This window comes from Malaciobacter halophilus, from assembly GCF_002837275.1.
In the GTDB taxonomy this organism is placed as follows: domain Bacteria; phylum Campylobacterota; class Campylobacteria; order Campylobacterales; family Arcobacteraceae; genus Malaciobacter; species Malaciobacter halophilus.
In genome coordinates, this window is sequence record NZ_NXIF01000012.1 from 5,896 (window position 1) to 32,198 (window position 26,303).

The window sequence follows — 26,303 nt, forward strand, 5'->3', positions numbered from 1 at the left end:
ATGGCAAAAGATAATGAATTAGTAAAGTATTTAAATAGAAAAGTACAAATTAAAGGTAAACCACAAAGTGGAGAAAATATTGCAGTTTATGTAAGACCTGGAGATAAAATTGACTTGCAATCAAATGAGTTAAACTTAGATGATGCAAAGTATAAACTTATTGGGGGAGATATTATCTTAGAGTTCCCTGATGGAGGTGTTTATACTTTTGTATCTATGGCTTTAATGGGATATAATGATACTCCACCAAGCTTTACTATTGGTGGGAAAGATTTAACTTTAAGTACTATATTATCTGAAATTGAAGAGATTAATAATTTGCCATTAGAAGCAGTTTTAGCTAATGAGGACATAGATGTTGTTCCTAGCTCTGCTGAAGAAGTTAAAGAGTTAGAAGATGTTACTGAACAAAGCAGTAGTGCTACACCTATAATTGTTACTGAAGTTGAAGTAGATGAAGATGAAAATGAGTTTGATACTGAGTTTGAAGAACCTTTAGATGTAGAGATTCCACCAGAAATTCCTGAAGAAACAGAACCTCCTGTTATTGCTGAGCCTCCTACTGATGATGGTACTCCTGAAAAAGAGGATAATGATGCTCCTCCTGTTGAGTTTGCTTTCTCTTTGGATATGAAACATGTTTTACAAACACAAAATGAATCAATTCAAGGAAGTGGTGCAGATGCAAGTAGGGTATTAACTGTAAATGGTGGAGGAGGTTCATATTATGAAAATATCTATCCAAATAGTAATATTTCTGCTAATCCTTCAGAAATAGTTAAACAAACTAATCAAGAAGAAATGTCTTATAAAAATGCTGGAATTAACAATTATGATAGTGTATTAATAAACTCTGATAATCCAGATTATTTTGGAGAAGGATATACTTCAAGAACTATAACTTTAAATCCTACACAAGGTGCAGGTTTTAAAATTCAAAAAGTTTGGATAAGTTCAGATGATTTGCCTGAAGGTTTTAAAATACACAATGCTACTCAATCAGGTAATAGTTGGTTAATACAAAGAGATAATCCTGATACAGATGAAATAGAAGGTTTTACTGTTGATGCACAAGGAAATATAAATATTATAATGACTATGAATACAGATGTTGATAAAGATTTTGCTTTAAATATAAAAGCACAAACTGTATTTGATATAAATAATATTTCTCCTGAATTGCAAGCAGATATAGAACCACCTAGTAAGACTACACATGAGTTTGATTTAACTATTGGAGTAAATTTAAAAAAGATAAATGATGAAAGTGATCCAAGTGAGTATAAATATCAAGAGATTGATAATGATGATATTGATTTAATTGATGGTCAATCAGAACAAACAGGTTTTGTTATTAGTTCAAATATTAATGATACAAAACTTTATGGTTCAACAACTTTAAAAAATACTATAAATGGTGGTATCTCAAATGATACTATTTATGCAGGAAATAATGATGATACTATTTATGGAAATAGTGGAGAAGACACAATTACTGCTTATGCAGGTGATGATACCATTGAATCAGGAACTGGAAATGACTTTATAGTTTCTGGTTTAGGTGATGATACTATTGATGCTGGAGAGGGTAATGATACAATAGATTTTTCTCATATTGATAGTGTTAATCCTGAGGGAATTATTGCAGATTTAGTAAATGGAACTATTACAGGTGATGGAAATGATACTATTTCAAATATTGAAAATGTAAATGGAACACAAGATATTGATATTATTATTGGTGATGATAAACAGAATATTTTAAATGGTAATAAAGGCTATGATACTATTAGTGGTGGAGCAGGAAATGATACTATTAATGGTGGAGAAGGAAATGATACTCTTGCAGGAAATGCAGGAAATGATTTTCTTGAAGGTGGAGTTGGAAGTGATACTGTAAGTTATGAAGATGCTGTAAATAATGTAGATAATCAAGGTGTAGAAGTTATTTTAGACCAAGATTTTGAAGATGGTATTTATGGAACTGCTACTGGTATTGATGGAGCAGATGAATTAAAATCTATTGAAAATGTAATAGGTTCTAATTATGATGATACTATAACAGGAAATGCTTCAAAAAACACTATATCTGCATTAGCAGGTGATGATACTATTTATGTTAGCTCAAATGATGATGTAATAGATGGTGGAACACACAATAGTAAAGGTGACACTATTGATGCATCAAATTCAAGTGTTTCTCATACAATAAATCTTAAAGAAGAGTATATCTTAGGTGAAGGATATACTCAAATTAAAAATGTTGAGAATGCCACAGGCTCAAGAGGTAGTGATACTATTATTGGTAATGATGATAATAATACACTAAAAGGTGGAATTAATAATGATACTTTAATTGGTAATGCTGGGAATGACTATTTAGATGGTGGAACAGAAAATGATACTTTAAGTGGTGGAGCAGGTGATGATATTTTAGATGGTGGAGCAGGTGATGATGATTATGCTGATTATAGTGATGAGCAAAGCTCTATTAGTGTAGATTTATCTAAAACTTCATCTCAAGATACAAAAGCTTCTGGAAATGATACTTTAAGAAATATTGAAAATTTAATTGGAACAGATTATGCAGATACACTAAAAGGTAATAGCCAAGATAACTCAATTTTTGGTGGTTTAGGTAATGATACTATCTTGACAGGTGGTGGTGATGATTATGTAGATGGACAAAGTGGTTCTGATGATTGGATAAGTTTTGAAGGTGTAAGTGATACAGTAACTTTAGATTTATCAAAAACAGATAAACAATCTTCTGGATATGGAAACTTAACTATTTTAAATGTTGAAAATATTTTTGGTGGAAGTGGGAATGATACTTTTGATGGGAACTCTTCAAATAATACAATTTTAGCAAATCAAGGAAGTGATTTAGTAAGAGGTGCTCAAGGAAAAGATTATATTGATGGTGGCTTGAATGATGATACTTTATATGGAGATAGTGGAGATGATACACTTTTAGGTAAAGAAGATGATGATACTTTATATGGTGGAATAGGAAATGATTTTCTTGATGGTGGAATAGGAAATGATACACTTTTAGGTGGAAGTGGAAGTGATATTTTAGATGGTGGAGAAGATATTGATTTAGTTGATTACTCTTTAGAAAATAGTTCTGTAAAATTAACATTAGGTGATAATGGGATACAAACAACTGCTATTGTTGGTTTAGAACAAGATATTATTAGAAATATAGAGAATGTAAAAGGCTCTACTGTTGATGATACTATTGTAGGTAATAATTTAGCAAATACAATCTATGGAAATAGTGGAAATGATACTATTGAGGCAAAAGCTAATGATGATACTGTTTTTGCTGGTGCAGATGATGATTTGATTATTGCAGGTGAAGGTAATGATGTTTATTATGGACAAGAAGGAAGTGATACGGTTGATTATAGTTTAGAAACTGGAAAAATCGATGTTACTTTAAATGAGACTAATCAAGTAGATTTAAATATAAATGGAGTAAAAAAAGACACTCTAGCTTCAATTGAGAATGTAATTGGTGGTTCAAATGATGATACTATTATTGCAGATAGTAATAAGAATATTCTTGATGGTAATAGTGGAGATGATACTTTAGATGGAAAACAAGGAGATGATACACTTCTTGGAAGAGTTGGAAATGATACTTTAGTTGGTGGAGAAGGAAATGACTATATTGATGGTGGAGAAGATATTGATACGGTTGATTATAGTTATTTAGACTCAATTTTAGGAAACGATAAAGGTATAAATGCAGACTTATCAAACAATAGAGTTGATGACCAAGTTGGGGGAACTTTTGTTGGTGTTGATAGAGTACAAAATGTAGAAAATGTTATTGGTACAAAGTTTGATGATAGTATTACTGGAAATAGTAAAAATAATAAATTAGAAGGTAAAGCTGGAGATGATGTCCTTGTAGGTTTACAAGGAGATGATACTTTACTTGCGCAAGATGGAGATGATACTTTAAAAGGTGGCTTGGGAGATGATATTTTAGATGGAGGAGATGGAGTTGATACTGCAGACTACTCTGATGCAACAGAAGATTTAAATATAGATTTAAACTCTCAAGGTTCAAAATCAATTAGTGTTAGTCAAGGAAGTGATACATTTATATCTATTGAAGGTGCAATTGGTGGAAGTGGTGATGATACTTTAAAAGGTACTACAGAAGCTAATACTTTAGTTGGTAATGAGGGTAATGATACTTTACTTGGTTCTGGTGCTAATAGTGGAGTTGATTATATAGATGGTGGACTTGGTGAGGATTTTGCAAGTTTTGCTTTTACTTCAAATGATATAACTATTGATTTATCTTTAAATGATGTAGAGCAAAATACATCTGAGGGTAAAATTATTATTAAGAATGTTGAAAATCTTGATGGCGGAGCAGGAAATGATACTATTATTGGTAATGATGAGATAAATACTTTAACTGGTGGAGCAGGAAATGATACATTAATAGGAAAAGGTAAAAATGATACTTTAGATGGTGGAACAAATGCTTATAAATTAACAATTACACCACAAAATAATGCTACATATACTTTGAATATTGCAGGAGTAACTGTAAGTTTTATTGCAAGTGCAACAACAACTCTAGCTGAAGTTTTAGATGGTTTAGTGACAAGTTTCAATAGTGATTCTATGGCTACAACTATTGGTAAAATCATGCATGATGGTACAAATATTTACTTAGAAACTAATGAGAGTTTTTCTTCTAGTTCAAATGTTTCTTTTGAATATAAACAGTATACAGATACAGCTGATTACTCAATTGTATCAGGTACAAGTGGAATTAATGTTGATATGAACTTAGGTGATGATTCTTCACGAAATGAAGGTTTAGTAACTATTGATGGAGATAATGGAAGAGATACATTAGTAGATATAGAAAATATTATTGGTACAAAAAATGATGATAAAATCACTGGAGATAGTGATGATAATATAGATAATAAATTTGAGGGACAAGCTGGAAATGATACTATAAGTGGTGGAAGTGGAAATGACACTCTTTTAGGTCAAGAAGATGATGATATTTTATATGGTAATACTGGAAATGACACTTTAGATGGTGGAAGTGGAGATGATACTCTTTATGCAGGCTTAGGACAAAATAGAGTTATTGGAGGTATAGGTTCTGATACAGTTGCTTATGATGTAGATAAAGCTATAGATGTTGATTTATCAAATTTTGGTGCACAAGATATTTTTAAAGATGGAACACAAGTTGATACTATATCAGAAGTTGAAAATGTTATAGGAACAGCTCAAAATGATAAAATAAGTGGAAATAGTGATAAAAATATTTTAAGTGGACAAGGTGGAGATGATACTTTAGATGGAAGAGTAGGAGATGATACTTTATATGGTGGAAGTGGAAATGATACATTAAAAGCTTCTACTGGAGATAATTTGCTTGATGGTGGAGAAGATATTGATACAGTTGATTATAGTGGTAATAAAGCTATAAATGTTAATTTATCAAATACAAGTTCACAAGATGTATTTAAAGACTCTACTCAAAATGATACCTTAGTAAATATAGAAAATGTTATAGGTTCAAATGCTAAAGATACAATTAGTGGAAATATTTTAAATAACTCTCTTTTTGGTTCATCAAATGATGATATTTTAAGTGGTGAGGCTGGAAATGATATTTTAAATGGTGGTGATGGAACACAAGATATTGCTGATTATACTTCTTCAACTTCTGGGATTATTGTTGATTTAAATGATACAGATAATGATGGATTTCAAGTATTAAATGATGGATTTGGAGATAAAGATAAACTAGTTGATATAGAGATAATTAAAGCATCAAATAATAGTGATAGATTAAGTGGTTCAAATACTAATGATACTTTTATAGCAAATGATGGTGATGATACTTTAAAAGGTTTATTAGGTGATGATGTTTTAAATGGTAATAAAGGAAATGATACTTTTATAGCAGGAGTTGATAGTAATAGTGATGGTATTTTAGAAAGTGGTGATGATGGTATTGATACTATTGATGGTGGAGAAAATAGTGATACTGTTGATTACTCAAACTTAGATAATACTCACTTTATTGATGTTAGTTTAGATGGTTCTACACAAGTTGATGTAGTAGTATCAAATGCTTCAAATGATAAGATAAAAAATATAGAGAATGTTTCTGGTACTCAAGGTAATGATAAAATTATTGGAGATAGTAAAGATAATACTTTATTAGGAAATGCTGGAGATGATATTTTAGAAGGTGCAGCAGGAAATGATGTTTTAAATGGAGGAGATAATAACTCTAAAGGAGATACTGTATCTTATGAAACAGCACAAAGTTCAGTAAATGTAAATCTTGGCTTAGATGGGGTTGCTCAAAATATTAGTGCAGAACAAGGGAATGACACATTAATTGATATTGAAAATGTTATAGGTTCAAGCCATGAAGATAGTTTGATTGGTAATGCTTCAAATAATACCTTAGAAGGAAGAGATTCAAATGATATTTTAATTGGATTAGCAGGAGATGATAATTTAATTGGTGGCAAAGGTAATGATACTTTAAGAGGTGGAGCCAATGATGATATTTTAAATGGTGGAGAAGGAATAGATACAGCTGATTATTCAAATGCTACTGAGGATTTAGATATAGATTTAAATTCACAAGGTTCAAAAGTAATAAGTGCTAGTCAAGGAAGTGATACTTTTATCTCTATTGAGGGTGCAATTGGAGGAAGTGGAGATGATACTTTAAGAGGAACTTCTGGGGTTAATACTTTAATTGGTGGAGAAGGAAATGATACACTTCTAGGAGGTGGCGCTGGTGATGCTTTAAACTTTGATTATATTGAAGGTGGTGCTGGAAGTGAAGATTTTGTAAGTTATAGTTATATTGATGCTTTAGGACAAAAAGTTGTAATTGATTTAGCAAATAGTGAAGTTCAAGATACTGTTGGAGCTGGGCATATAAAAATAAATACAGTTGAAAATCTTGAAGGTGGAGCTAAAGATGATACTTTATTTGGTAATGATAGTGAAAATACACTAATTGGTAGAGAAGGAAGTGATGTTTTTGCCAGTAAAAATGGAGATGATACTTTTATTGGTGGAAAAGCAACAATAGTAAACAATAAAGTAGTAGCAAATGATGATAATGAAAATGATACAGTAACATATTTGGATGCTTCTGGGCAAATTAGTGTTGATATGAATGTGGCATCAGAAGATGATACTACACTAAATATTGGTAGAGTAACTAATGATGGTTATAATAATGTAGATACTTTATATGGAATAGAAAATATCATTGGTTCAAATTATGCTGATAATATTATTGGTGATATAGATGATAATGTAAATAATAAGTTTGTTGGAGCAAATGGAGCAGATAGAATCTCAGGTGGAAGTGGCGATGATACTATTTATGGTGGATTTGATGATGCAACAGTAGAAACAACAAATGAAGAAGCTTTAAAAGATACTTTATATGGTGGAAGTGGTGATGATACTTTATATGGAAATAAAGGAGATGATACACTTTATGGTGAAGCTGGAAATGATGTATTAAGAGGTGATGAAGGATTTGATACAGTTGATTACTCAAATGAAAATAAAATTGTAGTAAATTTAAGTGAAGGTGCAACAGTTACTATTGATAGTAACAATAATAGTAGTTTTGAAAATGATGGAAGTGATGATAAAGATACTTTATATGGAATTGAAAATATCACTGGTTCAAACAGTGGAAACGATACAATAACAGGAGATAATAACTCTAATACTATAAAAGGTCTTTTAGGAGATGATACTTTAAGTGGAGCAGGTGGTGCTGATACTTTAGATGGTGGTTTAGGAAATGATACTGTTGATTTTTCATATTTAAATAGTGGTTCTTCAAAAGTAGTAGTTGATTTATCAAATAGTAGCTCTACTGTTAATACAAGTAGCAATATTGCAACTTCAGATATTGATAGTTTAACTTCAATTGAGAATGTTCAAGGAAGTAAAAACGATGATACAATAACAGGAGATAGTCAAGCTAATACTTTATATGGTAATGGGGGTAATGATACTATTTATTCAAGCTCTAACAATGATACAATAGATGGAGGAACACAAACTTCAAAAGATATAATGAGCTATGAAAATAGTAGTTCTTCTATTACTTTAAGTTCTAATGTAAATGGTTATGATGTAATTAAACAAAGTGGAGGGCTTGATTCTTTAACAAATATTGAAGAGGTTCATGGAAGTAACTATAAAGATACACTAATAGGTGGAACTTCAAATGATACTTTTAAAGCAGGTAGTGATGATGATATCTTAAGTGCTCAAGGTGGAAATAACTCTTTATATGGTGAAGCTGGAAATGATACTTTTATTACTGCACAAGGAGATGACCTTTTTCATGGGGGAGATAATCAAGATTTAGTTGATTATAGCTCTATTACTACAAATAATACTAATCCTTCAAGTTCTCATACAGGTGTGGTTGTAAGTTTAGATAATGCAAATGCACAAAATGTACATAGTAGCGCTGGAAGTGATACTTTAGTAGATATTGAAAATATTAAAACAACTAATCTAAATGATTCTATTTTAGGAAATAATGATGCAAATATTATTTATAGTTTAGATGGAAATGATACTATAAATAGTGCAGGTGGAGATGATGTTGTTTTTGCTGGAAGTGGTGATGATACGATTGAAGGTGCTTTAGGTGCTGATGAATTATACGGTCAAGCAGGAGATGATACTTTTAAGTTTTCAGCTAACTCTAATGATGGAAAAGATGATGTTATTGATGGAGGAGATGAAGCAGATAACTCAAGAGGAAAAGATAGTTTAGATTATAGTTTATTAAATGAATCTATCTCTTTAGATTTAAATGATAATAGTACTTCTTATGTAAAAGTTGGAAGTGATAATTTTCATCATCAAGTAAAAAATATAGAGAATGTTATTGGTACAAGCCATGATGATACTATAAAAGGTGATAGTGCAGATAATTTACTTGAAGGAAGAGTAGGAAATGATACTTTAAGTGGAGAAACAGGAGATGATACACTTTTAGGTGGAACTGGAAGTGATATTTTATCAGGTGATGCAGGCGATGATATTTTAGCAGGTGATGGAGATGGAACATCATCTTATACAAATGAAAATGGTGAAGTTGATACGGTTGATTATTCTAGTGAAAAAAATGAAGATTTAGTTATTGATATTTCAGATGGAGCTCATTTTATTAGTTCTTCTCAAGGTACAGATACTTTCTATGGAATAGAAGGGGTTATTGGTGGAGAAAAAAATGATACTTTAACAGGAAATAGTGGTGCTAATACTTTAGTTGGTAATAAAGGAAATGATACACTTTTAGGAGGAGGAGCTTCTTCTGGATATGATTATATTGACGGTGGAGAAGGTGATGCTGATTTTGTAAGCTTTGAATATACTGCAAAAGACATTACTGTTGATTTATCAAAAACAGATGTAATACAATCAACTGGCGATGGAGATTTGATAATCAAAAATATTGAAAATCTTGCTGGTGGATATGGAAATGATACTATTATAGGAAATACTTCAAATAATACTTTAGAAGGTGGAGCAGGAGATGATACTTTAATAGGAAACGCAGGAAATGATGTTTTAAGAGGTGGAAGTGGATATGCTCTTACAATAGCAGTTCTTACTTCTGTTATTAGTTTTGAAGTAAATGGTCAAACTATTAGTTTTGATAATACAAGTGCTTTAAAAACAAAAGCAGAGGTTTTAGATGAGTTAGTAAAAATCTTTGAAGCAAATAGTGTTGCAAGTTCTAATAATACATCTGTAAAAGTTGAAGGTGAAACTTTACATATTAAAACACAAGAGAGTGTTACTGGAAATAGCAATTTAAATATAACAAAAGATAGTGATACAGTAGATTACTCTTCTTTAAATGCAGGAATAGGTATTGAAGTTGATTTAACTACACCAGATACAAATGGTTATAACGTATATAATGATGGTTTTGGAGCAAAAGATAGATTAGAAGGCATAGAGAATATTAATGGGAGTATTTACAAAGATATAATAAAAGCTGATGATAATAATAATACAATCTTTGGAAATTTAGGTAATGATACTATTGATGGACAAGGTGGAGATGATTATATAGATGGCGGAGCTGGTGATGATAAAATAATTGGTGCTGCTGGAAATGATGAACTTTATGGACAAGCTGGAGATGATACATTTATTGCATTACAAAATGACGGAGAAGATGTAATAAATGGAGGAAGTAATAGTAATATTGGAGATACTATTGATTATACACAAGCTTCACAAGCCTCTTATCACTTAGAAGTTAATTTAAGCAATAACGAAGTAGCAAATATTGATGCAAATAGTGCAATCATGACCAATGGAACTACTTTTGTAAAAGATACTATTACAAATATAGAAAATGTTATTGGTACAAATGCAAATGATACTTTTGTAGGTAATAGTTTAAATAATAGTTTTAGTGGAGAAGGTGGTAGTGATACTATTAATTTTGCTAATTCAAATGATAAAGTAGTAGTTGATTTACAAAATAATAGTGCTTTTGGAAATGATATAGGAACTGATACAATCTCTTCTATTGAAAATGTTGTTGGTTCTAGTAGTGATGATACTATTATAATGTCAAATGAAAATGAGATAAATAGAGTTGATGGAGGTTCTCACGATACTACGGTTAGTGGTAAAGGAGATACTATCTCTTATGAAAACTATACAAGTTCAGTTCAAGTTGATTTACAAAGTGGTGTAAACAATGTTGATGATACTATTTTAAATATTGAAAATATAACAGGTGGTATTAATAGTGATACATTAAGAGCAGATGCAAATAAAAACTCACTTTTAGGTTCAAAAGGAGATGATACTTTACAAGGAAGAGGTGGAGATGACTTCCTTGATGGTGGAGAAAATAGTGATACAGCTGATTATTCAGATGCAACAGGAGATGTTGTAGTAGATTTACATAGTGCGACAAATACTGCAAGTGGAGCAGGTGTTGGTACGGATACTTTAAAAGATATAGAGAATATTCTTGGTTCAAATTTTGATGATACTTTTATTGGAAGTATAGATAATGCAAATATTTTTGATGGTGCAGGAGCTACTGATACTGTTGATTATTCAAAATTAACTGATTTAAATAATGATAAAGTTGTAGTTGATTTATCAAATGAAATAGCAACAGTAATAAGTGGTGGAACAAAACCTAGTGATACTTTGAAAAATATTGAAAATGCAATTGGTACAGCAGGAAATGATACTTTTATTGGAAATAGTGTAAATAATGTATTTGATGGTGGAGTAGGAAATGAAAGTGATAAAGCTGATTATTCAAATGTAAGTAATACAGGTATTACAGTTGATTTATCACAAGCTGTACAAACTGTTAGTGTCTCTTCTTCTAATATTGATACTGTTAAAAATATTGAAGACTTTGATGGTTCAAATCAAGATGATATTTTTATTATGAAAGGAAATGATACAACATCAAATGTAATTGATGGAAAAGCAGGAGTAGATACAATAAGCTATGAAGCATATTCAAACTCTGTTGAAGTGGATATGACTACAAATACAAATAATACTTCAGATAGTTTATTAAATATTGAAAATCTTAAAGGTGGAAGTAATGATGATACTTTAAGAGGAAATGATTTATCAAATAGTATTGAAGGTTTAAATGGAGCAGATACTTTTTATAGCTCTAAAGGTAGTGATACTTTAATTGGTGGAGATGATAGCTCTATTGATATTGTAAGTTATGAAAAAGAGACAAAAAAAGTTGTAGTTAATGCAAATGCTGATGAGTATTTAGTAACAAAAGTAGCAAATAGTAATAATGAAGATGTTTTAAAAGGTATTGAAGAAGTTCATGGAAGTGACTATGAAGATGATTTTACTGGTGGAGATAACGCTGATACTTTTAAAGGTGGAAATTCAAATGATATTTTAAGAGGTGAAGGTGCTAATGATTTACTTTATGGACAAAGTGGTGATGATACTCTTTTAGGTGGTATTGGAAATGACTATTTAGATGGGGGAACAAATAGTTTAGTTGGTGATACTGTAAGTTATGAAAATAGAAATGAGAGTGTAAATGTTGATTTAACTTTAGGTGAAGCAACAGCAACTATTGGAAGTAGTGAAACAGACACATTAAAAGATATTGAAAATATCACAGGTTCTACTGTTAAAGATGAAATCACAGGTGATGAAAATAAGAATACTTTATTGGGTATGCAAGGCAATGATACTTTAAGTGGTGAAGCTGGAGATGATTATATTGATGGTGGAAGTGGTAATGATGAGGTTATTGGCGGTGCTGGTGCTGATAGATTATATGGTGGAAGTGGAGATGATACTTTTAAAATCCATAGTGAACAAAGTGAGTTAACGGGCGATATTATTGATGGACAAGAAGATATTGATACTCTTGATTATAGCAATATAAATAGTGGTGTTAATATTAGATTAAATGGTTCAACAAACTCAAAAGCTACTATTATTAGCTCTTCTGAAGAGCATACTATTAAAAATATTGAAAATGTAATTGGAACAACTGGAAATGATACAATTCAAGGAGATAGTAACAATAATATACTAAATGGTAAAGATGGAATTGATACAATTAGCTTTGAAGATGCCACATCAAATATAAGTGCAAATATTGGAACAGATGATAAAACAATTGATTCAAATTTATTAAATGCTACTCAATCAACAGGTGATGGAAGTGTTGATACTATTGAAGAGTTTGAAAATATAATTGGTTCAAAACAAGATGATACTTTTGTAGGTAGTTCTAGCTCAAATAAAATCACTGGAAATTTAGGTCAAGATACAATTTATGGACAAGCTGGCGCAGATGATTTAAGAGGTGGAGAAGGAAATGACCTTTTAAATGGAGGAAGTGGTGCAGATGATATTTATGGAGATGGTGGAACAGATACAGTAACTTATGAAGATGCTTCAAATGTAAATGTAAATTTAAGAGGTATAAGTAATGGTATTGCTAATGAAAACTATAATGGAACAACTTCAACTGATAAATTATATAGTATTGAAAATGTAATTGGCTCAAGTGGTGATGATACAATTGAAGGTAATGAAGAGGATAATACTTTAATTGGTGGAGCTGGTAATGATACAATCAGTTTTGAAAACTCTACAACAGGAGTAACTGTTGATTTAACAAATACTACATCAAAACAAAATACAAATGATGGTAATGATTTAATTCAAGGTTTTGATAATATACTTGGTTCAAAAAATAGTGATAATTTAACAGGAAACAGTAATGCTAATATTATTCATGCGGGTTTATTAGATGATACAATTGAAGGCTTAGCTGGAAATGATACTATTTATGGACAAGCAGGTGATGATGTTATTGATGGTTCTTCTGATTTAGATACTTTATATGGAGGAAGTGGAGATGATACTTTTATTGCATCTTTATTGGATGGAAATGATGTAATAAATGGTTTTGAAACAACAGGAACTGAAAGTAGTGATGATAAAGATACTATTGATTATAGTGGGATTAATGACTCTTCGTATCATTTAGAAGTTAATTTAAGTAATAGCGATATTGCAGGAGTTTTAAATAATAGTGCAAATATAAAACAAGATTTAACCACTGAACAAACTGATACTATTTCAAATATTGAAAATATAATAGGAACAAGTGGTAATGATACTATTATTGGAAGTAGTGAAGCTAACCAATTAAAAGGTGAAGCAGGAGATGATACTTTTATTGGTGGAGCTGGTAATGACCAGATAATTGGAGGAGCACATACTGTTGGTTTAAATGGTGGAGATTGGGTAGATTATAGCTACTCTTTAAATAACATCTATACAGATTTAAATTCAGAAAATAGAGTTTATATTGATACTGATGGCGTAACAGGCTTTGGTGTAAATGATGAAGTTGATACTTTAAGTCAAATAGAGAATATCAAAGGTTCTAATATAAATAGTAAAGCAGATACTATTATAGGAAATAGTGAAGATAACTCTATTTTAGGTTTAAAAGGTGATGATACTATTGATGGTGGAGCTGGAAGTGACTATTTAGATGGAGGTGAAGGAGAAAATACTCTTTCATTTGAAAGTCTTAATGAAGGTGTTAGTGTAGATTTAAGTAATTCAAGTGCTACTACAAGTAAACATAGTGATACTATAAAAAACTTTACAAATATTATTGGTACAGATTTATCATCTCAAGAAGATATTTTAATAGGTGATAATAACAATAATACAATAAAAGGTTTAGCAGGAAATGATACTTTAGAAGGTAAAGGTGGAGTTGATAAACTTTTTGGTGGAAGTGGAAATGATACTTTTATTTTAGGTATAAATGATGGAGAAGATACTATTGATGGAGAAGATGGCTCTTCTGATACAGTTGATTATAGTAGTTTAAACTCTTCTGAGAGTCTAAATTTAGATTTAGATACTTCAACAGCAACAACTGCTACTGTTACTAATGGAAGTACAACCTTTACAGATAGTGTTGTAAATATTGAAAATATTAAAGGTGGAGCTGGAGATGATAAACTAACTGGTGATGCTTTTAAAAATAGTTTATGGGGTAATGCAGGAGATGATATTTTAGATGGTGATTATGAAGATGATAAACTATTTGGTGGAAGTGGAAATGATACTTTACTTGGTGGCTTAGGAGATGATGAATTACATGGTCAAGCAGGAGATGATAATTTAAGTGGTGGAGCAGGCAATGATATAATTGATGGTGGAGAAGCAGATGAAATATTTGGTGATACTATTGATTACTCTTCAAAAAATACAAATTTAGATATTAATCTTAAAAAAACAGATGGCTCTTATGCAACTGCTTATTTAGATACAGAACAAGATAAATTAGCAAATATTGAGAATATTGTAGGAACTATTTATGATGATAAAATCATAGGTGATGAAGGTAAAAACAGACTTGAAGGTAAAAAAGGTGATGATACATTAGCAGGAGATGCTAGTGATGATACTTTATTTGGAAATGAGGGGAATGATACTTTTATTGCTGGAATTTATGACAAAAATTTAGATGATTTTGTTTCTGGAAATGATGGAAATGATTATTATGATGGAGGAGAAGGTCAAGAAAATAGTAGTGCAGATACTTTAGACTATTCTGCTTTTGATTCTTCAAAAAATATTGAAGTTGATTTAAGTGCAACTGATTCTTTAAATAGTGATTATGCTACTGTAAATGTAAATGATGGAACAACTGATTATGTTAAAAATATTGAAAATATTATAGGCTCTAAAGGTAATGATATTATTAGTGGAGATGCACAAAATAATATCTTAAATGGTTCATTAGGAGATGATACCTTAAAAGGTAATGCAGGAAATGATACTATTATTGGAGGAGAAGGACAAGATAAGGTTGATTACTCAGACGCGTTAAAAGGTATAGTTGTTGATTTAAGAGATGCTGTTGAAGTAAGTCAAGATGGATTTGATTTTCAAGATGATTTAAGTGGTATTGAAATTCTAGAAGGTTCTAATTTTGCAGATAGTTTAACAGGTTCTAATAGTAATGATACTTTTATTGGTGCTAATGGAAATGATAAGTTTTTCTCAACAAAAGGTAGTGATACTTTTTATGGTGGGAGTTTAGATACAAATGGTACTCATACTATTGAAGCTGGAGAATATAATAAAATTGACTATGAAGAAGAGAAAAGAATATATGTTGATTTAAGCCAAACTAAAACAGATAGTGATGGAAACATATACTCAGAAGTATTAAAATCAAATAGTAATTTAACAAGTGATGGTTTTACAAATTTAGAATCAACAGATAAAGTATATTCAATTGTAAATATTAATGGTACAACTAATGATGATACAATAATTGGAAATAGTGAAACAAACTTTTTTGAAGGAGATAGTGGAGCTGATAAGTTAGAAGGAAAAGGTGGAGATGATAACTTAAAAGGTGAAGCTGGAAATGATACTTTTGTAGCTACAAGTGCAGATGATGGAAGTGATACAATTGATGGTGGAGAAGATAGTGATACAATTGATTATTCAAAACTTACATCAAACTCTATTGAAGTATCTTTAGCAGAAGATTTTACAGTATCTACTGTATTTGTTAAAAATGCAAATAATGACTCAATTGTAAATATAGAGAATGTTATTGGTACGCAAGTAGATGACACAATAACAGGAAATAGTAAAAACAATACTTTAATAGGTGAAGCAGGTGATGATACTTTAGAAGGTGGAAGAGGAGATGACCTTTTAGATGGTGGAATAAATAGTAGTAAAGGGGATACTGTTTCATACTCAAAAGCTAACTCATCAGTTAGTGTAGATTTAGGTTTAAATGGTATTTCACAAAATATAAGTGTAGAACAAGGAAATGATACTTTAACAGATATTGAAAATGTTATTGGAAGTGCTTATAATGATATATTCTACTCAAATGAAAATGCAAATAATAGTTTTGATGGAGGAATAACTGATAGTTTAGGTGGAGATACTGTTGATTACTCAAAACGTTTATTAGATAGTGATGATAAAATAGTTGCAAATTTAGAAACAAATAGTGTTCAAATAACAGATGATTTAGTTGTTACTGCAAATGATAGTTTAACATCTATTGAGAATATCACAGGTACAGCAGGGAATGATACAATAACAGGAAATAGTGATAAAAATACTTTAAAAGGTGAAGCTGGTGATGATATTATTGAAGGTGGAGCTGGAGATGATTATATAGATGGAGGAGTAGATAATCTAGGAGATACAGTCTATTATAATAACGCAACTTCTGGTGTTAATGTTGATTTAGGTATTGATGGAACTGCACAAACTGTGGGTGGAGGACAAGGTGTTGATACTTTAGTTGATATTGAACATGTAATAGGTTCTTCTTATGCAGATACATTTAAAGGAAACAATAGTGAGTCAAATACTTTTGATGGTGGAAAAGATTTAGATTCAGGTATAGAAAATATCAATGATGAAAATGATACTGTTGATTACTCTAAGCTTACAAATAGTAGTGATAAAATTGTAGTTGATTTAAGTAATACAAATAAAGATAATGTAGCAGTAACAGTTGCAAATGTAGCACAAGGTAGTGATACTTTAATAAACATAGAAAATGTTATTGGTACAAGTGGAGATGATACATTTACAGGAAATAGTGATAGTAATAATCTTCAAGGTGGAGATGGAGATGATACTTTCTTTGTAAAAGATGCTTCATCAAGTAATGAAATTGATACTATTAATGGTGGAAATAATACAAGTGTTGGAGATACAGTAGATTTTAGTAAGGTAACAAACTATTATGTAGATGTAAATTTAAGTTCACAAGATTTACTTTTAAAAGACTCTTCTAATGTTGTAGTAAGAGATGATAATGTTTTAAATATTGAGAATATTACAGGTACTCAAAATGAAGATAAAATTATAGGAGATAGTTCTAAAAATATCTTAAAAGGAGAGGGTGGAACTGATACTATAAAAGGTGAAGCTGGTGATGATATTATTTATGGTTCAGATAATACTGATAATGCATTGTCTTCTACTGATTATGAACTTTTAGATGGTGGAGAAGATAATGATACTATTTATGGTGGAGCAGGAAATGACTCTATTTTAGGTGGAACAGGAGTTGGAGAAGATTCACTTTATGGAGAAGCAGGAAATGATATTATTAAAGGTGGAAGTGGTGTTGACTTTATTGATGGTGGAGATAATGACGATTATATAAATGGAGAAGCTGGAGTAGATGAATTAAGAGGTGGACTTGGAGCTGATGAGATATATGGTGGAACAGAAGGTGATACTATATATGGAGATAATATAGACTCTAGTGATACTCAAACTTCAAATGATAATGATACTATTTTTGGAGAAGATGGTGTAGATTATATTTATGGTGGTTTTGGAGATGATACTTTAAGTGGTGGAGCAAATAATGACTATATTTATGGTGGTTTTTCACAAACTGAAGATTCAGGAACAAATGATACTGTAACTTATGAAAATGCAACAAACTCTGTAGTAGTTGATTTTGTTAATAATAAAGCAACAGGTGAAGGAACTGATGAATTATATGGTATTGAAAATGCCATAGGTTCTAAATATGATGATACATTTATCTCAAAACTCACTGTATCAAATAGATTTGATGGTGGAGATGATGAAAGTGGTGAGATAAATGGAGATAGTATTAGTTATGAAGAAGTAAATGTTGATAGTATTGATGATAAAGTAGTAATTGACTTGTCAACTAGTGCAGATGCTCAAGGTTATTATAAAGCTGATATTTATCAAGATGGAGCAGTAGTTACAAGTGATTATTTGAAAAATATGGAGAATATCACAGGAACTAATGGAAATGATACTATTACAGGTGATGATGATAAAAATACCTTAGTTGGCTTAGATGGTGATGATACTTTAAGTGGACAAGGTGGAAATGATGTAATAAACGGAGGAGCTGGAAATGATACAGCTTCATTTATTGAAAAAAATGTAGCTGTTGAGGTAGATTTTAAAACAAATAAGGCTACAACTTCAACTGAAACTGATACTTTAATAGATATTGAAAATGCAATTGGTGGTAGTTCATCTGATACTTTTAAAATGAATGAAGATAATAAAACTAATATTATAAATGGAGGAGATACAGCTCAAGAAGATACAGTATCTTATGAATATTATACTACAAATGGTGTAACTGTAAATCTAAGTACAACACAAGCTCAAACTGTTGTTGATAGTAGTGGAACTACTGATATTGATACTATTTTAAATATACAAAATATTATAGGTTCATCTAAAGATGATAAAGTTATTGGAAGCAGTGAAGATAACTCTATTGTTTTAGGAAGTGGAAATGATACTTTTATTGCTGGAACTGATACAAATAATGATGGTATTTTAGAAAGTGGTGATGATGGAGTTGACTATTTTGATGGGGGAGTTGGCACATCAGATTGGGCAGACTATTCTGTTATATTAGATGATTTAAACTCTTCTACAAATGGTATCGAAGTAACTTTAGATGGGGCAAATGAGGCTCAAGTAAATGTAAATGGACAAACAAGTAGTGATACTATATTAAACGTAGAACATATAAAAGGTACTCAAGATAGTGATAGTATTAAAGGTGATGTTCAAAATAACTCATTAGTTGGACAAGCAGGTAATGATATTTTAAGTGGTGAAGCTGGAATTGATAGACTACAAGGTGAAATAGGAGATGATACCTTACTTGGTGGAAGTGGAGATGACATCTTAGAAGGTGGAGATGGAAATGATACTTTAACAGGTGGAGTTGGAAGTGATAAAATATATGGTGGAACATATGATGATAATAGTTCAACTCATACTGATACTGGAAATGGAGTAGATACTGTTGATTATACAAATGCTTTAGAGTCTTTAACTATTGATTTAGATGTAAATGCCACTGGTGGACTAGATGCAAATGGTACAGAAGAAGGTCGTTCTGATGGTGCAATAGGAGACCAAGGTCAAGGTATTGATGAATTATATGGAATAGAGAATGTAATAGGTTCAAACTTTGCATCAGATACAATTTTTGGTAGTGATGAAGCTAATATTATTGAGTCTAAGGCTTATGATGATTATGTGGAAACAAGAGCTGGGAATGATACTGTATATGCTGGAAGTGGTGATGATACAATTGTTGCAACTAATGCAAATGATGGGGTTGATTATATTGATGGTTCTAGTGGTGTAGATACTATTGATTATAGTAAATTAAATGAGAGTATAAATCTTGATTTAAGTGGTGCAGCAAGTGTTGCTTTTGATGGAGGAGTTGTTAAGGATTCTTGGGAAGTTACAGTTTCTAATGGAGACAATGATGTTGTAAAAGATGTTGAAAATGTTATTGGTTCTAGTGTTGATGATACAATTATAGGTAACTCAAAAGCAAATGAGATTCAAGGTGGTTTAGGTGCAGATTTCTTATCAGGTAATGGTGGAAATGATGAGATTTACGGATATAAAAAAGGCCAAAGTGAAACTACAATTGAATATGATACTGTAAGTTATGAGTATCTAACTTCAAAATCAGTTGATATTGATTTACAAGCAGGAACTGCTGTTGTAGATACTAATGATAAAGATAATTTATACTCAATAGAGAATGTAATTGGTGGTAACTCAAATGATAAAATAGCTGGTAGTGATGTAAAAAATATTTTACAAGGAAATAGTGGAGATGATAGCTTTATTAGTTCTTTATCAGATGATATTATTTATGGAGGAAAACTACAAACTGATGGTTCTCATGTTGATACAAGTAATTCAGATACGATTGATTATAGTAATGAAATAAATGATAATAATAAAATATTTGTTGATTTAGGAACAACTTTAGCTGATGGCTCTTCACAAATAAAAGTCTCTTCCTCTTCTGATATGGATTTTACTACACCTAATTATACTGATAAAGTATATGGTATAGAAAATATTAATGGTACTAATAATAATGATACAATTTTAGGTAATGATGAGACTAATACTTTAGAAGGAAATGGTGGTTCTGATACTTTAAAAGGTGCTGGTGGAGCTGATAAACTTATTGGTGGAAGTGGCGATGATATGTTTATTATTGATAATACTGCTGATGCTACTGGTGATGAGATTATTGGTGGAGATAATTACGATACTGTAAATTATCAAGGCGTTGATGAAGGAATTACTGTAAATCTTGATGGAGTAACAACTGCAACTGTTGATATTGCTGGAAATACTCATACTTTAACACAAATTGAGTATGTAATTGGTACTGAATACAATGATGATATTACTGGTGATTTTAATCTAAATAAAATTCAAGGTATGGGTGGTGATGATACTATAAGTGGACAAGCTGGAAGTGATAAACTTTATGGTGGAGCTGATATTGCAAATAGTACAAACTCAGGAAATGATACTTTAGATGGAAAAGCGGGTGATGATACTATATATGCTGGAGATGGTGATGACAAACTTCTTGGTGGAGATGGTAAAGATATTTTATATGCTGAAGAAGGAGCAGATGAAATAAATGCTGAAAATGGCGATGATACTGTTTATGCTGGAAGTGGTGATGATGAGATAAATGGTGGTTTAGGTGCAGATACTATTTATGCAGGATTGGGTAATGATACTATTACTTTTGAACAAGCTGATAATAAACAAGATATAGTTTATGGAGGCGATGAATCTAATGATAGTGGTATTGATACAGTTGATTACTCTCAAGCAATTACAGGAATGACTGTAAATTTAGCAGAAGATAATGAAGAAGGAACAGCAACTTCTCAAGACCAAGGTACAGATAAACTTTATGGAATAGAAAATATTATTGGTTCAAATCTAGGAAAAGATACTATTACTGGAAATAGTGAGAAAAATATTATTTCAGGTATGGGTGCAGATGATACTATTTATGCAAAAGAGGGTGAAGACACTATTTATGGTGGAGATAATAATGATTTACTATATGGTGGAGAAGGTAATGATAGTATTGATGGTCAAACAGGAAATGATACAGTTTATGGACAAGAAGGAGATGATACATTAACTGGTGGAAGTGGAGATGATATTTTTAAAGCTACATATACAACAGATATTTTTGATGGAAATGATAAAATAGATGGAGGAGAAGATAGTGATACTATTGATTATAGTGCAATAGTTGATGTTCAATACTATGCTAATATTGATTTAACTTCTCAAACAGCGAATATCCATGACTCTAATAATTCAAACACTATTGTAAAAAGTGATACTATTGTTTCAATAGAGAATGCAATTGGAACAAGTGGAGATGATACTTTTAGAGGAAATGATAGAGTAAACTCATTAAATGGTTCAACAGGAGTTGATACTGTACTTTATACATATGCCGCTTTAACAGCAGGAATTGTTGCAAACTTAGATGCACAAACAACAACTAAAGAAGTTAATGGAAATATTTTAACAGATACAATCACACAAATAGAAAATGTTGTGGGAACAGATTTTGATGATACTTTTATTACAAAATTAGATACTACAAATATTATTGATGCTTCAGAATCAAATACAAACTCTCAAGGTCTTGAATCAAGAGGAGATACTATTGATTATAGTTCAAATGGTGCAACAAAAATAGTAGTTGATTTAGACTCTATTGATACGCAAGATTACTCAACTGTAACTGTAAGTGGAATAAACTCTTCAAATGATAAGATAAAAGATATTGAAAATATTACAGGAACAGCAGGAAATGATACTATTTTAGGTAATGCTGATAATAATACTTTATTTGGAATGGCAGGAAATGACTCTTTAGATGGTAAAGCAGGAGTAGATTATATAGATGGTGGAGCAGGTGATGATACTATAACAGGTGGAAGCTCTGGCGATAGACTTTATGGAAGTTCTGGAAATGATATTTTTATTGATAATGATTTTACAGCAGATATTATTGATGGTGGAAATGAAGATGATAGTACAAGAGGTAGTGATACAGTAGATTATAGCTCATTAGATACTACATCAATGACTACAGGAGTTAATGTAACATTAAATGATTCAACAGTATCAACAGTTACAGTAAATAGTGATACTTCAAATCATACAATAGTAAATATAGAGAATATTTATGGAACAAATAAAGCAGATATAATCACAGGAGATAGTGGAGATAATACATTAAAAGGTAATGAAGGTACTGATTATATTAATGGAAGTTTAGGAAATGATGTAATTGATGGTGGAGATAATATATCAGGAACAGAGACTTTAATTGGTGGAAGTGGACTTGATACTATTTATGGAGATGATGGAGTTGATTATATTGAAGGTGGAGATGACAATGATATTATTTATGGAGATGATAAAAATAGTAGCGCAAGTTTAATAAATGATGATACTTTAAATGGTGGAGCAGGAGAAGATACACTATTTGGAGGCTATGGAGATGACACACTAATTGGTGGAGCAAATGATGATAAACTTAAAGGTGGTGAAGGAAGTGATACTGCTGATTATAGTAATGAAAGTTCATCAATAAATGCAAATATATCTAACTCAATAGCTGTTGGAGCAAGTATTGGTATTGATACTTTTGAGTCAATAGAAAATATTACAGGTACTAATCTTGCTGTTGATGCTGATACAATAGTTGGTAATTCATTAAATAATACTTTAAAAGGTTTAGCTGGGGATGATACTATTTCTGAACTTGCAGGAGAAGATGTTGTTGAAGGTGGAGCTGGTAATGATTATATAATTGCTGGGGCTGGAGATGATATTTTAAATGGTGATGATAATGATGATACAACACAAAATGGAACAAGTGATACTTTAGATTATAGTACTATTGCTATAAATGATGATACTTCTGATAATAGATATGTAGGAGATGAGGTAGCAAATGATTTATATAGTGGTATAGAAGTTGATTTAACAGTTTCATCTGCACAAAGAGTTCATAATGAGTATGGAGTAGATACTATTACAAATATTGAAAATATTATAGGTTCTAATAAAAATGATTATATTAAAGGTAATAGTGATAATAATACTTTAGAAGGAAGAAGTGGAGATGATTATTTAGTTGGTCTTCAAGGTGCTGATAAAATAATAGGTGGAGCTGGAACTGATACGGCAAATTTTGAAGCAGGTACTGAAAATGTAATTATTGATATGACAAAGACACAAGTTGAAGGAAGTGAAGGCACTTATAGAGTTGAAAATGATGGCTTTGGTAATAAAGAGTTTTTAGATGGTATTGAAAATATAATAAGTGGAGATAAAGATGATACTATTTATGCAGATGGTGCTTCAAATGATATTAAAACTGGAAGTGGAAATGATACTATTAGAGGTGGTGAAGGTGCAGATGTTATAGATGGTGGAGATGATATTGATACAGCAGATTTCTCAGATTTAGCCTTTGGTGTAACTGTTGATTTAGACTTAGATAATGATAGCTCAAATAGCGCAGAAGGAACAGCAACTTCAAATAGCAAAACAGATACTTTAAGAAATATTGAAAATATAATAGGTACAGAAGCAAATGATAATATCATAGCAGATGAAAAAGACAATACACTAATTGGCTTAGGTGGAAATGATAGTTTTAAAGGTTTAGAAGGAAGCGATTATATTGATGGTGGAGAAGGAAATGATGATACTATTGATTTTTCTGATGGAACACAAGGTATAAAAGTTGATTTAACTGCTTCACAAACTTTAGGAACACAATCTTCTTATAAAGTTCAAGATGATGGATATGGAAACCAAGAGTTTATCTCTGGGATTGAGAATATAGTTGGAACAAATTCAAAAGATATAATTATTGGAGATTTAAAAGATAATAAATTTGAAGGGGGAGATGAACAAGATACTCTTTATGGAAATGCTGGTTCTGATACTTTAATTGGTGGAGATGGAAGTGATACTTTTAGAGGTGGAACAGGTGATGATATTATTTATGGAAATTATGAAAATATTTCAAGTAAAGATTCAAGTAGAGATTTAGTTGATTATAGTAGCTCTTCAACTGGTGTAAAAGTAAATCTATCTGAAACAAACTCAAATATAGACTTTTTTGAGGAGTCAATACTTAATCTAGCAACACAAACTTCTACAGGAGAAGGAGTTGATAGATTATATGATATACAAGATTTAAATGGTTCAAATCAAGAAGATATTTTAGCAGGAAATAGTGAATCAAATATTATAAAAGCAGGTGGTTCAAACGATACTATTATTGGTGCAGGTGGTGCTGATACTTTAATGGGAGAAGATGGAAATGATACTATTTTAGGTGGTTTAGACTCTGATACTATATATGGTGGAGATGAAACGACAGACACAGGAAATGATACTGTTGATTACTCTTATATTAAAAATGATAATGCTATTAATGTAGATTTATCAAGAGCAAACGACCAAGTTCAGCTTGTTACAGATGCAACTATAAGTGATACTTTAAATGGTATAGAAAACGTAAAAGGAACAAAAAATAGTGATATTATCAAAGGTGATGATGATATAAATAGTATAAATATTTTAGATGGATATAAAGCAGATGACTCATTTATCTCTTCAAAAGGTAGTGATACTATTATTGGTGGAGAAGGTATTGATACAGTTGATTATAGTAATGTAGATTTAGCAAATGGTGGAAATGCTGTTATTGTTGATTTAGGTTTACAAGAAGCAACAGATGATGGTTATCAAAATGCTGGAGTTGCTGTAAAAGATAGATTAGAAAGTATTGAAAGAGTCATTGGAACAACAGGTGATGATAAACTTTATGGAGATAGCAATAGTAATACACTAATAGGAAATGCAGGAGATGATATTATCAACTCAAGAGAAGGTGATGATAGTATTAGTGGAGAAGCTGGAAATGATGAGTTAAAAGGTGGAACTGGAAAAGATATAATTTCAGGTGGAAGTGATGATGATACACTTTATGGTAATGAAGGTAATGATACTTTAAAAGGTGACTCAGGAGCTGATACACTTTATGGAGGTAGTGGAAATGATACCTTTGAAGGTGGAAGTGATGTAGATACTTTAAGTTATACTAATTCAGATTCAGGAATTACGGTAACTTTAAATGAGGGTAATGGAGATTACGGTCTTATTACAAGTACTACAGATGGTGAAGATACTTTAAATGATCATATAGAAATAATCAAAGGTTCAAACTATGCAGATGTAATTTCAGGGTTTAATGGAACTGCTCTTGCAGGAGAAAATTATAATGATACATTTTATGGTGAAAGTAACAATGATACTATAAATGGTGGAATTGGAGATGATAGTATTGATGGTGGAGCAGGAAATGACACTATTAATGGTCAAGCAGGAAATGATGTAATTGATGGAAGTAGTGGTACAGATACCCTTGATTTTAGTGATGCAAATAGTAGTGTAAAAGTATATCTTGGAAAAATAGATGATAATAAAAATGCAGTTGCACATGAAGTTATGGATGATGGATTTGGAACACAAGATGATGTAACTGATATTGAGAATATTATAGGTTCAAATAATAATGATACTATTATGGGAACATCTTCAACAAATGATATTAAGGCTGGAAGTGGTGATGATACTATAATTGCAACAGATGGTGGAGATAGTATAGATGGTGGAACAAACAGTACAACTGCTGGTGGAGGAGATTGGTTAAGTTTTAAAGCTATTGATTCTAGTGTAACAGTTAGTATGCAAGATGGAAC

The 26,303-nt window shown here is 30.9% G+C and carries 1 protein-coding gene (running past one end of the window); it reads left to right on the plus strand.

Annotated elements, in window-relative coordinates:
* Positions 1-26,303, plus strand: the 5' portion of a protein-coding gene (locus CP960_RS03415; protein WP_101183831.1) for a calcium-binding protein. 6,124 nt of this gene lie beyond the right edge of the window; only the first 26,303 of its 32,427 coding nucleotides appear in the window; it begins with the start codon at positions 1-3; the stop codon falls past the right edge of the window.